Consider the following 13082-nt stretch of genomic DNA (forward strand, 5'->3'; position numbering starts at 1 on the left):
AAATTTGTCGCACTCAGAGATGTCTATTTAGACGTTTACCCTGGAGAATTCGTCTGTTTACTTGGTCCATCGGGTTGTGGAAAAACTACCCTATTAAGGATTATCGCGGGTTTAGAACAACAAACCACGGGGAAAATCATCCAAGGTGGGAAAGATGTTTCCCGTTTGAGTGCCTCTGGGCGAGATTTTGGGATAGTTTTCCAATCTTATGCGTTATTTCCCAATCTAACCGCGACTCAAAACATCGCTTATGGTTTACAAAATGCTAAAGCTGAACCCGGAAAAATTAAAAATAGGGTCGAAGAATTGCTCAATATGGTAGGCTTAGAGGGAATAGGACATAAATATCCAGCCCAAATGTCAGGTGGACAACAACAAAGAGTAGCTTTAGCTAGAGCTTTGGCTTTGTCTCCTGGCTTATTACTTTTAGATGAGCCTCTCTCCGCTTTAGACGCACAAGTCAGAGTAAAACTACGCACAGAAATAACTAGATTACAAAAAAGTTTGGGCATAACCACGATTATGGTAACCCACGATCAAACCGAAGCTTTAGCTATGGCTGATCGCGCTGTAGTGATGGATAAGGGTTATATCGCTCAAATTGGTTCTCCCCACGCGATTTATCAACGTCCTAATACTCCTTTTGTGGCTAATTTTATCGGAGTCATGAACTTTTTAAAAGGGGTAACTACCGCTAAGAATCAGGTACGTTGTGGTAATAATATTAACCTGGAAATTATTGACCAGGATTTGGGGGTTAATACTCCTGTGAGTATCGCTATTCGTCCCGAAAATGTTTCTTTAGTTACTGCCGCTGATAATCTACCTAATGTAATTAATGCCACCATTGAATCGGTAGAATTTTTAGGCTCTAACTATCATCTTAGTTTATCTCCTGATGGTAACGCTCAAGAAATTATGACCATTGAGTTATCTACTCATCAGGTTAGAGACTTAGATTTAAGCTATGGTTCAACTCTGCAATTGCAATTACCACCAGATAAGATACAAGTATTCCCAGAAATATGACTATTACTACTAGCAAAACTCAGGTAATTAAACCCATTATCACCAGAGAAGACTGGATCATGCGTATTGTTCTGGTTGTGAGTACTCTGTGGTTATTATGGGGTGTGGTTTTACCTCTTTCTCCTATTTTTTTAAAAAGTTTCCAGGATAAAGAGGGTAATTGGATTGGTTTACAAAATTATCTCGATTATGTAACTAATCCTAATTTGGTTGCTTCTTTTTTTAATAGTTTTTATGTGGCGATCGCTAGTACCTTAATTTCAGTATTCCTGGCTTTTATCTTTGCTTACGCTTTGACGCGTACTGCAATACATGGTAAAAAAATCTTTAACATCTTAGGGATGCTGCCTTTATATATACCACCTTTAGCTCATGCGATCGGTTTAATCTATTTATTCGGGAGACAGGGTATTATTACTAGAGCAGGTTGGGATATTGGGCTATATGGCGCTACTGGTATTATTATGGGTGAGAGTCTTTATTGTTTTCCCCAAGCTTTAGTGATTCTGATCACCGCTTTAAGTTTAACCGATGCTCGTCTCTATGAAGCAGCGGAGGTTTTAAGAACTCCTAAATGGCGAACTTTTTTGACTGTAACCTTACCTAGCGTTAAATATGGTTTAATTAGCGCAGTTTTTGTCTGTTTTATCCTCGCTTTTACAGATTTCGGTGTCCCCAAGGTTGTAGGGGGTAATTTTAATGTTTTAGCGACAGATATTTATAAACAGGTAATTGGACAACAAAACTTCTCCATGGGTGCGACTATTAGCGTTTTTCTGTTAATTCCTGCTGTGATGGCTTTTATCATTGATAGAATTATCCAAAGACGTCAAACAGCCTTAGTTAGTGCTAAAGCAGTACCTTTACAACCTAAACCGAATAAACTCCTCGATAGTTTAATGTTCGTTTTCTGTGCAATGATTGTTTTAGCAGCAATTATTATCTTCGCCACGATTATTCTAGCTTCCTTAATTAAGATTTGGCCCTATGATTTCTATCAGTTTAAATTTAGTCTGAGTAACTTTGACTTTAGTAGAGTCGCAGGTGGTGGTTATAGCGCTTATCAAAATAGTATTATTGTGTCCCTATTAACAGCTATTTTCGGGACAATCTTAGTATTTATTGGCGCTTATCTGGTAGAAAAAGGCAAAAATCTGCGCATTTTACGCTTAATTAACTATTTTCTCTCTACAATGCCCTTAGCTTTGCCTGGGTTAGTCTTAGGTTTGGGTTACCTATTTTTCTTCGTGGTAGATAATAACCTCGGGATTAATAACGGGAATCTAGCCATGGTGATTCCGAATCCTTTTGGGAATAATTGGCTGATTCCTAATCCCTTTGGGAATAAATCTTTCCCCCTAATTATCTTGTGCAATATTATCCACTTTTACACCGTTTGTTTTTTAACAGCGAATACAGCGTTAAAACAGTTAGATCCTGAATTTGAATCGGTTTCGGCTTCTATGTCTGTACCCTTTTATAAGACTTTTTGGCGCGTGACTCTGCCAATGTGTCTCCCGGCTATCTTAAGTATCGGTATCTATTATTTCGTTAACGCAATGGTAACAGTTTCAGCAATAATCTTTTTACGTCCTGATGACGCTAATTTAGCAGCGATCGCCATTGTTAATATGGATGACGCGGGAGATATTGGTGCTGCTGCGGCTATGTCCACTCTGTTAGTATTAACTAGTCTAGGGGTGCGTTTCTTTTATTGGTTATTTACCAAAAATATCGAAAAACGTAGTCAAGCTTGGTTAAAACGTTAATTCGTTACTTTTTTCATTTATACTCCCCTCCGGTTTAGGATGGGGATTCTCCATAGGTCAATTAGCTAGTTAGTGAATTGGTCAAAAGCCCGTAAAGCATCAGCTGCATACATCAATGAAGGACCACCCCCCATATAAATAGCCATCCCTAATACTTCGGCTACTTCTTCACGAGTAGCCCCTAATTCGTGGAGTGCTTTTGTATGAAATCCAATACATCCGTCGCAACGAGTGGCTACACCAATGGCTAAAGCGATTAATTCTTTAGTCTTTTTATCAAGCGCTCCATCTTTAGATGCGGCCCCTGACATACTATAAAACCCTTTGAGAGTATCGGGAATAATACCTCTTAGTTGTTTAACGTACTCGACTATATCTGCTGTGACTTCGGGATAATTTTTAGACATATCCTTAATTAGTTAGATACTATTCCAGACCATTGTACTTTTTTTTCTTGGGTACGTCGATAGGAGAAAAAATATTCTGGTTGTTGATAGGTACAAAAAGGGGCGATCGCTATCTGTTGAGGTTCGATTCCTAGTTGTCTAAGTTGTAGATAATTAACTAAAGATACATTCAGGCGCACTCTCCCTGGTTGAGAGTCTGATTCTAAAGGACTAGGATTGTGTTTAAAGGCGATCGCTATTACCTCGTCATCACTTTGGGTTGTTGCCATAATACTCTTACAGACATTAGCTGCTACGCTTAAGCCTACTTGATAGACTTTTCCGTTTATTGCTGGACCTAATGCTACACGTATATTTGCTAGCTTACTGCCTGATTCTACTAGACGGGCGATCGCTTTGGTAACTATACTTTGGGCTGTTCCTCGCCAACCTGCGTGTACAGCTGCTACTCTATTAGTCTCTACATCTCCTAGTAAAATTGGTGTACAATCAGCACTAGCTACCCAGATAGCTTGGTTAGGCTGTTCGGATATTAACCCATCACCTTCCCTAATCCCTTCGGAGGGTTTAACCACTCTATTTCCATGTATCTGTTGCAATTGATAAGTTTTCCCATCTACCCCTAAGATTTCTGTCAGTTTTGCGGGTGAATTGGGGTAAAATTGGCGAGTAAAGAAACCATGTTGCCATTGGGCTAACAGAGTGCAACGTAAATAAGGTAATTCTTGTCCTTGCCATTCCCAGAGTGTAGTGTCAGTTGCCATTAAATCTGTAGGAGTCAAAATCTTTATCTCAATTCAACTACGTATATTTTAGCTGATTTATTATTAAATAAACCCTTCTTCTTTATTAAGATTATTAAAGTAATATTATTGATTTTTGTATTAGGAACTCAAGGTTTAAAAAACCTGATAAAATATAATTATCAAGATAGGATTATTTGTATGCAAAACAACTGGAGATTAGGGTCTTTACTAGGTATTCCACTCTACCTAGACCCTTCCTGGTTTTTGATCTTAGCATTAGTTACTCTGATTAATGCTCAGCAAATTGATGCACCAGGAATTTGGTCTTGGGTAGCGGGTTTAGCTATCGCGCTATTAATGTTTTCTTCTGTGCTTTTACACGAATTAGGACATAGTATAGCCGCGCTAAAACAAGGTATTAAGGTTAATTCTATCACTTTATTTCTCTTTGGGGGGGTAGCTTCCATAGAAAGAGAGTCAAAGACTCCCCTGGAAGCGTTTTTGGTAGCTGTAGCAGGGCCATTGGTTAGTTTTGCTCTATTCCTTGGTTTTTTTACTCTTAGTAACTATTTACCCGATTCAGGAATAATTAACCAGATTGTCTCAGATTTAGCCACAATTAATCTGGTATTAACTTTATTTAATTTGATTCCTGGTTTACCTTTGGATGGAGGACAAATTTTTAAGGCGATCGTCTGGAAAGCTACAGGAGATCCCTTTACAGGAATGGTCTGGGCTGCTTTTTCGGGTATGTTAGTAGGTTGGTTGGGTATTTTATTTGGGCTATTTGTCTGGTTTATTAGTGGTGCATTTGGTGGTTTGTGGTTGGCTTTTATTGGTTGGTTTATTTTACGCAATGCAAATGCTTATCAACGTATTGCTATACTGCAAAAAAGTTTATTACAAATCAAAGCAGCTGAGGTAATGACTCGTGATTATCGCGTAGTTGAAGGTAAGTTAACTCTAGCTGAATTTGCTCAACAATATATTCTCTGTGATGATCATCGTAATTTCCCTTATTATGCAGCTACAGAAGGACGTTATTGCGGAATGGTGAGAATTGCAGATTTACAAAGATTTCCACGCAGTGAATGGGATTATCTAACTTTGGCTAAAATAGCTTATCCTCTGACAGAAATTCCCGCTGTTGGGGAAAAAACGCCCTTATACTTGGTGATTCAGTCTTTGGAGAAAATATCAGAACCCTGGATTACTATTCTATCTCCCGCGGGCGCAGTAGCAGGAGTAATCGATCGTGGTGATGTTGTCAGAGCGATCGCCACTAAGTTAAATGTACCCATTCGGGAAGCTGATATTAAACGAATTAAATCGGAAAAAGCTTATCCTTCTGGTTTAGATTTAGGAGCGATCGCCGCAAGTTTAGCTAAAATGCCTATAGCTCAAGATAATGCTAACATACGTTGAATTGGTTTGAGAGCAGCTGTCATAATTTCTGGGGCTAAAACAATTTCTGGTTGTTTATTTTGCATCGCTAGATAGATTTTTTCGAGGGTATTGAGACGCATATAGGGACATTCATTACAAGCACAGTTATTTTGTCCTGGAGCTGGTATAAACTGTTTATGTGGTGCTTGCTTTTGCATTTGGTGAATGATTCCTGGCTCTGTAGCGACGATAAAGGTTTCTTGACTACTTTGTAGAGCATATTGAAGTAAAGCAGTAGTAGAGCCAATATAATTAGCGTGTCGCAATACAGGGGGTTCACATTCGGGATGAGCGATTATTTCTGCTTGGGGATATTGAGTTTGTAGCTGGACAATTTTCTTTTCTGAGAAGGTTTCATGGACTATACAGCTACCATCCCAGAGGAGTAATTCTCTTCCGGTTTGTTCCATGACATAACGACCTAAATTGCGATCTGGTGCAAAAATAATCCGTTGATCCTCTGGTATTTGTTCCACAATTTTTACCGCGTTGGAACTAGTACAGATAATATCACTCATCGCTTTAATTTCAGCGGTGCAATTGATATAGGATATGACTATATGGTCAGGGTGTTGGGCTTTAAATTGGGCAAAAGCTTCGGGAGGACAACTATTAGCGAGGGAACAACCCGCGTTTAAATCTGGTAGGAGTACTAGTTTATCTGGATTAAGAATTTTAGCGGTTTCTGCCATAAAATGCACTCCCGCAAAGACTATGACCTCTGCGTTGGTACTAGCTGCTTGTTGGGAAAGACCGAGAGAATCACCGAGATAGTCAGCTATGTCTTGAATATCTGGTTCTTGGTAATAGTGAGCCAAAATTACGGCGTTTAATTCTTTTTTTAGCTCGTTTATAGCTGTAAATAAATCATGGGGGATTGTTGGGGTTTGAGGTTGAGATAATGTAGTAAACACAGTATTTTGGGGTATCGACAATTATAGTTATTCTTACCATAATATTATAGTCAATTTTACCAAAAATAGCTACTAGAGTTATTAACGTTCCAATTCCCGTAGGAGTTCTTGAAATCCTGATTCGGTTAAAATCAACTTACCATCAGGAGTAACCTCATAATTAGCACCAATATAACCTGTCCAATTATAGAAAATCTGATGGATATATTGATCTAGTATTATTTCATCAGGAATTTGAGGACGATAGTAAGCTTTCATCACTTTCTCAACTTTTAACTCTTGAAGACGACTGTGTAAATGTTTATTGTCTCTGACTACAAAAGCAGTAATCGACGTAGGATCTTTAAGAAAGATACCTAAAACCGAAGCCGGTACTCCTCCTAGGGTAATCATCCCCCCTAAAAATAAGCTTAACCATACAGAAGAAGCGATCGCCACGGGTAAACCTACATGTTTCCAGTTAAATTTAAAAGGGGTTTTTACAGGAGTCTGTAGATTATTTTTCGCTATTTTTCGACGTCTTTTAGAAGTTTTAGTCTTTTGTTGAGGTTTAGGAATTGGTCTTAGTTTCATAAGCAAATTATTTAGATACTTGATGATACCAGCGTAACAAAACTTGGGCTAAAAGTTGAGAGTTATGACGAATATATCCTTCAATGGTTTCTTCTTCCATAATGTTAGCTAAAACAATACCCCGTCCTAATTTAGCGATCGCCTCGCGATCTAAGATAACGGGGTGAGAGTTTTCGGTGGCATAACGTTCTAAAGCTGCGTCTGATGGTAAAGTACGATTAACCAAAACTGCATCAAAAATTTTACCTTTAGTTACCTTATCTATAGCACGGATATGATCGGAAACGCTATATTCGTCGGTTTCTCCAGGTTCGGTCATTATATTACAGATATAAATGCTAGGTGCTTGACTCTCAGCGATCGCTTTAACGATATCAGGAACTAACAAATTAGGAATAATACTAGTATAGAGACTACCTGGACCAATGATTAAATAATCTGCTTCTTGAATAGCTTTAACAGCTGCGGGTAAGGCGATCGCTTCAGTAGGATGACAACCAATAGTTTCAATTTTTCCCCTAGCTTTAGCAATACTAGACTCACCTTCGATAATTCTGCCATCAGTAAGTTTTACCCAGAGATTGACATCGGTTAAAGTCGAGGGTAAGACTTTACCCCTAACCGCTAAAACACGAGAACTAGCTGCGATCGCTTTTTCCAAATCTCCTGTAATATCACTCATCGCTGTTAAGAATAAATTACCAAAACTATGACCTATTAAACCATCACCCGCATTAAAGCGATATTGAAATAACTCTGTCAATAATTTTTCCTCATCAGCTAAAGCTGCTAGACAATTACGAATATCTCCTGGTGGTAATACTCCGATTTCCCGTCGCAATCTTCCCGAAGATCCGCCATCATCTGCTACAGTCACAATGGCTGTGATATTAGCACTATATTCCTTTAATCCTCGTAAGAGGTTGGATAATCCTGTTCCTCCCCCAATAGTGACGATTTTTGGTCCTCGATTGAGACGACGATGATTCATCAATAAATCGAGGATTTGCTCGTCATTTTCTGGTTTAAGTACTCTAGTAATGGTATTAACAGTACTACTTTGTCCCCAAAAAATCAAAAATAAACCAGCGATAATTACTAAAGGTCCAGACACATAACTAGGCATAATTTCGGTAATTACTTCTAATAATCCTGAAACTAGCGCCATAATTCGATAAACTGGGGTTAAATTACTCCAAATAGCTATACCGAATCCAGCGAGTAAGACTCCACTAATGGTAATCAGTAACCAACGCTTGACGAATAACCCAGGTGATAGCCACTGATACCATTTCAGCCATTGATTGGCTTTTTTAACTGATTTTTTTTGACTTAGATTGTCCATAAGCGCATAGAATTTGGCTATAGCTAGGGTTTAGCTTACCAAAAAAAGCAAGCCTCTGACTTGTTACAAATTTTAATCAATATTAGCCTATATACCCCTTGACATTTTCTGGAAAAACGGTAACAATAGATACAGAAAGTAAATCGTTCATTCTTACTAAACCTAGTGAGAACGGAAGTAGGGAAACTACCCGAAGGAACGCGCCTCAATTGATTACTCGAATTCTAGGAGGCGACAAAAATGAAACTTACATATCGTGGTATTACTTATGAACATAATCCTACGGTTGTAGAAACCACAAGTACTTCTGTAGCAGGTAAATATCGAGGACTTGATTGGAGATTCCGCAACTTGAAAAAAGCACCAGTAATCCAACCTGTGGCTAATTTAACCTATCGTGGCACTACTTACAATAAAGCAGGAACAACAACTATGACTACTCCGAATCAACCTCAAGTATCAACCCAAGAAAAAGCACGTTATCTGATGATCAATCACCACAAACATCTCAGAAATCGTCAACAAGTTATGCTTTCTCGCGCAGCTAATGAAATTGGTTTAGCGCACTAGAGACTGAATTTTCCAGTTATCTCAACTTTTCATTCGCTTAAACTTTACTCACCTACGGGTGAGTTTTTTTGTATCTACGAATCTAAATTTTTATCAATTTTTGTTTTGAGTTTTCCACTACAGATTCCCCATTATTTCCACAATTAATTTGAATTTTTTCCACAGTTTACCCAAACTTTTCCACAGGTTGTCACCACAGAATCAAACTTTGGTATTTTTGATGGGGATATCCTTCTAATTCCAGATTTTCTTAAGTTATGTAACAAAAAACTTCTCAAACCCTGATTAATAGGTTGAGCTTATTTTCTTTGACTCAATTTGTTAACATTCTGTATCATTGACAAATCCACCCTTAACCAGACAACAATAGTCTTAGTGACTATAATTTTTTTTATTCCTTATGAGCACATCTGTAAGCATTTTGGCTGAAATTCCCGAAGAATTACACGAATCTTTAGCTAATTATCTAGAAACTCACCCCAATTGGGACCAAGATCGCGTTTTTGCCGCTGCACTTTCTTTGTTTTTACTTCAAAACGGCGATCGCGCTAAAAACTATCGCTCCTGCGCCCGTGTTTATCTAGAAACTCTTTTTCAAGACAATATCTAAGATAAAAGTCCCCATCTTTTGATTCAGATGGGGAGGTAAATATTGATTAATTACCAAAACTGTTAAAGATTTGTTCAAACTCATTAAACAACCCTACAGCTTGTCCATTATCACCCTGAATATGATTAAATGAATGTTCTATCTGATGTAATTTTTCTCGTATTTCATTAATGCCATCTTGCCAAGGTTGTAAAATCTGCTCAGCAACCTGGACTTGGGCTTGTATTAACGCCGATTCCCTGTGCAAATTCTGTAAATTTTCTAACTCTCTTTCTAATTCATTTTCTTTTTGTTGATTAGTATTACTTTGTTGATCAATCAACTCCTGAATACTCCCTAGATTTGACCCGAGACTATTAATATCTGGCTCTAACCTTTCTTTTTCTTGTTGTAAAGAATTATACTGTGTTTCTAAAAGGGCAAAGGTTGCTTGAAATGCTTGTCTATGTTGGTATAAATCTTGATATTGAGCTAAAATATCCCTTCTTTCTTCTAGAGTCGCTTTTTGACCCTCTATAGTTTCTTCCATCATGTTTTTTCTTTCTTGAGCATCAGCTAACTCTTGTCTGATTCTTTCTTTTTCTGAATCATCAACTTCATCTAACCTTTTTTCTAACTCAAGAACACTTTCTACCTCTATACTCAGTTCTTCTTCTTGTCCATTAACGATAAATGTCCATCTTTGTAATTCTTGTTCTAGTTTATTGACCTCTTCTTGTAACTCTTCTAAAGAAAGACTCTCTAAAAACTCAAAATTATCAATAGGATGTTTATATTCTTTTTGTTCATTTTTAAATGATTTAATGCTATTAATTAGATTACTTCTTAACTCTTGATTACTTTGTAAATTAACATTAAGAATCCCTAGAATTCTTTGCTTATTCTGTAAATCAATTTGTTGTTTTTCAAAGTCTATTTTTGCTTGTTCGATAGTTTTTTGTGCTGAAGATAATTCTCTTCTTTTATCTTGTAATTGATTAGCTAACTGTTCAACTTGGTTAGCTTTATGATCAGCTTCATTACGACGTCTTTCTAGATTATGCCATTCCTGTTCTAGATATTCTTGTTGAGTTTGAATAGCTCTGAGTATAATCTCAAATTTTTCTTTAAGAGAATCTGTGCCCTGAAAAACACCCGCAAAACTATTGATTAGCTCTTTTAGTTTCGCTATTCTTTCCTCTCCTAGTACCTGGTTAGGGTGTAAATTCTCAATCTGTTGTTGATTTTCGGTTAACTTTTGCCAAGCTTCCTCTATTTCTCGGCGCTTTTCCTCAATATTAGCTAATTCTTCCTCTTTTTGGGCTATTTCTTGGAACTGAGACTCTAATTCCTCTCGACGTTTCTGCAATTCCTGACTTTGATAGGTTAGAGATTCTTTCCAATTATCAATCGATTCTTGCTCTTCTTGAGCTTTTTCTAACATACGGGAAAAATACTGTAACATTCTAACTATACGAGTACCCCCTAGTTCAGGATTACCCTGAACCTCCCGATTATTACTGAGGTTGACAAATACTAACGCTCCCTCTCCTACAGAGTTGACGTAATCACAGGATACTATCTCTTCGTTAGGTACAGTATTCCAAGCTTGATCATCTCGTTGGAAAGCCAGGAGTTTAAGTTCTGTCTTTAAACCACCTATTAATCCCTTTGTCTGTTTTTTTACTTCTGCTAGATATAGCACTTTGATAATCCCTTTGATATCTTTTGTGCTGAAACCTCAATTACTCAAGAGAATTGACATTCTCTAGGGGTTTTCACCTTAGATTGTCAGTCTATAAATGATTATAGCATACAGAATAATAAACTATCAAAGGTAATTTAACTCGATTAAGCTATAATTTAAGCACATAATTTTTTAGTCTGATCCTTTAGGGAAGGTAAGTTAAGTCAAATAAGTTTAGCTAGTATTTGTATTTTATTTGAATTTTATTAAAATACAAAAACTCTTCTGCTGAATTCTCAACAAGTAGATAATTATCTTTAAGTTATTTTTGTTTATTTTGGTAATATAACTAAAAGATTATCTTCATTTTTAGAAAATTGATTGTTCTCTATAACCAACAAGACATTTTGACGATCGCCAGCAATCTTTAGGGGGATTGAGAATGATAATTCTAACAATAGCCAAGACGGTTAGGAGAATAAGGAAGGCTAGAATCATTGTGCTCCAGGCATTTCCCTGTTTTAATGGAAACAAAGAACTTTCTTGATAAAATTGAACTTAAAAACCTAAGCACAAACCATTTTTTTGACTAAACCTGGGTCAAAAGCCAGTTTATCGCTGTTAATCGACAAATATCTCAAATTAGGTGGAAATCTAGATTAAATTTATCTGTGTTTAGGAAAATTATGCTCAAGAATCGGTTATTATAGAAACAGCATAGAGTATCTTCTCTAGCAAGCAAGTAAATGTTGCTAAATATATTACTAGTAGTATAATTATGCTAAAGGAATAAAAAAATAATTAAACAAGCAACTATGAAAGATAATATAAATATTACAGAGTCAAGCCGTGAAAATTGCAAGGTTTCTAGGTATTACTAAGCTAACGATTAGGTAATTACTTATGAGCAAAGTTTTGGTAGTAGATGATAGCCTGACCCAAAGACAGATGATCTCAGACCTGTTAAAGGACTATGGGATGACTGTCGCTATTGCCCGTGATGGGCAAGAAGCGTTAGAGCGTGTAAGTAAATATTCCTTTGACCTGGTAGTCCTAGATATAGTCATGCCTAAAATGAATGGCTATGAAGTCTGTCGGCGGATCAAATCAGATCCAAGAACAAAAAATGTGCCAGTAGTCATGTGTTCCTCTAAAGGAGAAGAGTTTGATCGCTTTTGGGGAATGAAGCAAGGGGCAGATGCTTATATAGCCAAACCCTTTAATCCACCAGAATTGATTAGTACCATTAAACAACTTTTACGAGGTTAAGGATAAAATAAAAATAACCAGGTGGGATCAAGTTAGAAAGTCTGTTTTAGGAATTTATACCGAGCCTACCCAGAAAAAAATAAGATAAACTAAAAATAATCCTGACGCTAAACAATAAGTCTAGAATAATTAACATTAACCAAGATGCCTAATGGTTAGTAACCCAGATTTTTTCAAAGAAAACAACCAAGAAAGACCCGCGGAATTACCCGAAGAGATTAAACATCGTCAGGGTGAGTTACATCTTAGATTTAACTTATCTTCGGGTGATGAATTTGCTCTTCCTGCCATGGGTATTAAAGAAGTAATGCGACAAGAACCAGATATGATTACCCCAATTCCTAATGCCTCAGATTTATTATTAGGAACGATAAATTTAAGGGGACAGGTAATCTGGGTAGCTGATTTAGGAAGCTTTCTGCAAGATATGGGTGTTTTAAACACAGAAAGAGCTGAAATCCCCGTAATAGCGATCGAAGACCAAGATTTGGCTTTAGGATTAGCAGTAGAAAGATTAGGGGATATGGAGTGGTTAGATGTAGAGACCCTACAAATGCCGCTTAATGTACCGGATTATATCGCTCCTTATGTACAGGGAGAATGGGTAATAACCGACGAAGAGGACGAAAACAAAAAAACTTATTTAAGATTATTAGACCAAGTAGCAATTTTACGGTCAGCAAGGTGGGTAACATTACGTTCATCACAATGGGTAAATTAAAGTGAAAAATCTGCAAA

Annotated in this window: 13 protein-coding genes; 7 read left to right on the plus strand and 6 right to left on the minus strand. The window is 37.1% G+C overall.

Translation table 11 applies throughout. From position 1 onward, the window contains the following. Together EA365_12915 and EA365_12920 are read left to right on the plus strand one after the other, a co-directional pair. Positions 1 to 1029: putative 2-aminoethylphosphonate ABC transporter ATP-binding protein (locus EA365_12915; protein ID TVQ43258.1), on the plus strand; the 1029-nt coding region annotated here is incomplete at its 5' end. Between the two features lie 59 nt (positions 1030 to 1088). Beyond that, complete coding sequence (locus EA365_12920) at positions 1089 to 2798, plus strand: putative 2-aminoethylphosphonate ABC transporter permease subunit (protein ID TVQ43285.1); 1710 nt, start codon at positions 1089 to 1091, stop codon at positions 2796 to 2798. 65 nt (positions 2799 to 2863) lie between these two features. On the opposite strand, the gene EA365_12925 is transcribed toward EA365_12920, so the two are convergent. Then, the gene (locus EA365_12925; GenBank protein TVQ43259.1) at positions 2864 to 3205 is read right to left on the minus strand and encodes a carboxymuconolactone decarboxylase family protein; all 342 of its coding nucleotides are present in this window, start codon (positions 3203 to 3205) and stop codon (positions 2864 to 2866) included. Positions 3206 to 3213: 8 nt separating this feature from the next. Then, complete coding sequence (gene pgeF / locus EA365_12930; protein ID TVQ43286.1) at positions 3214 to 3969, minus strand: peptidoglycan editing factor PgeF; 756 nt, start codon at positions 3967 to 3969, stop codon at positions 3214 to 3216. A gap of 180 nt (positions 3970 to 4149) precedes the next feature. Between pgeF and EA365_12935 the strand changes: the two genes are divergently transcribed. Continuing rightward, entirely contained in the window at positions 4150 to 5376 is a 1227-nt protein-coding gene (locus EA365_12935) for a site-2 protease family protein (protein ID TVQ43287.1), read from the plus strand. Here EA365_12935 and nadA read toward each other — a convergent pair. The 3 genes from nadA to EA365_12950 all read right to left on the minus strand — a co-directional run bounded on the left by nadA (position 5352) and on the right by EA365_12950 (position 8229). Continuing rightward, a complete protein-coding gene (nadA, locus tag EA365_12940) occupies positions 5352 to 6311 on the minus strand; it encodes a quinolinate synthase NadA (GenBank protein ID TVQ43260.1) in 960 nt (319 codons plus the stop codon). The genes EA365_12935 and nadA overlap by 25 nt on opposite strands. An 81-nt stretch (positions 6312 to 6392) precedes the next feature. Further along, a complete protein-coding gene (locus EA365_12945; GenBank protein ID TVQ43261.1) occupies positions 6393 to 6884 on the minus strand; it encodes a hypothetical protein in 492 nt (163 codons plus the stop codon). Positions 6885 to 6891: 7 nt separating this feature from the next. Next, on the minus strand, positions 6892 to 8229 hold the full coding sequence (locus tag EA365_12950; GenBank protein TVQ43262.1) for a YvcK family protein: 1338 nt from the start codon (positions 8227 to 8229) through the stop codon (positions 6892 to 6894). A gap of 240 nt (positions 8230 to 8469) precedes the next feature. Between EA365_12950 and EA365_12955 the strand changes: the two genes are divergently transcribed. Next, positions 8470 to 8799, plus strand: a complete 330-nt coding sequence (locus tag EA365_12955) for a DUF4278 domain-containing protein (GenBank protein ID TVQ43263.1) — start codon at positions 8470 to 8472, stop codon at positions 8797 to 8799. A 400-nt stretch (positions 8800 to 9199) separates the two neighbouring features. Beyond that, on the plus strand, positions 9200 to 9409 hold the full coding sequence (locus tag EA365_12960; protein TVQ43264.1) for a DUF2811 domain-containing protein: 210 nt from the start codon (positions 9200 to 9202) through the stop codon (positions 9407 to 9409). Positions 9410 to 9455: 46 nt separating this feature from the next. On the opposite strand, the gene EA365_12965 is transcribed toward EA365_12960, so the two are convergent. Further along, positions 9456 to 11093 (minus strand): hypothetical protein, encoded by a 1638-nt coding sequence (locus EA365_12965; GenBank protein ID TVQ43265.1) that lies wholly within the window; start codon positions 11091 to 11093, stop codon positions 9456 to 9458. A gap of 885 nt (positions 11094 to 11978) precedes the next feature. Between EA365_12965 and EA365_12970 the strand changes: the two genes are divergently transcribed. Together EA365_12970 and EA365_12975 are read left to right on the plus strand one after the other, a co-directional pair. Beyond that, the gene (locus tag EA365_12970) at positions 11979 to 12344 is read left to right on the plus strand and encodes a response regulator (protein TVQ43266.1); all 366 of its coding nucleotides are present in this window, start codon (positions 11979 to 11981) and stop codon (positions 12342 to 12344) included. Between the two features lie 151 nt (positions 12345 to 12495). Further along, complete coding sequence (locus tag EA365_12975; protein TVQ43267.1) at positions 12496 to 13065, plus strand: chemotaxis protein CheW; 570 nt, start codon at positions 12496 to 12498, stop codon at positions 13063 to 13065. Positions 13066 to 13082 lie beyond the last annotated feature (17 nt).

The organism is Gloeocapsa sp. DLM2.Bin57 (assembly GCA_007693955.1).
In the GTDB taxonomy this organism is placed as follows: Bacteria; Cyanobacteriota; Cyanobacteriia; order Cyanobacteriales; family Gloeocapsaceae; genus Gloeocapsa.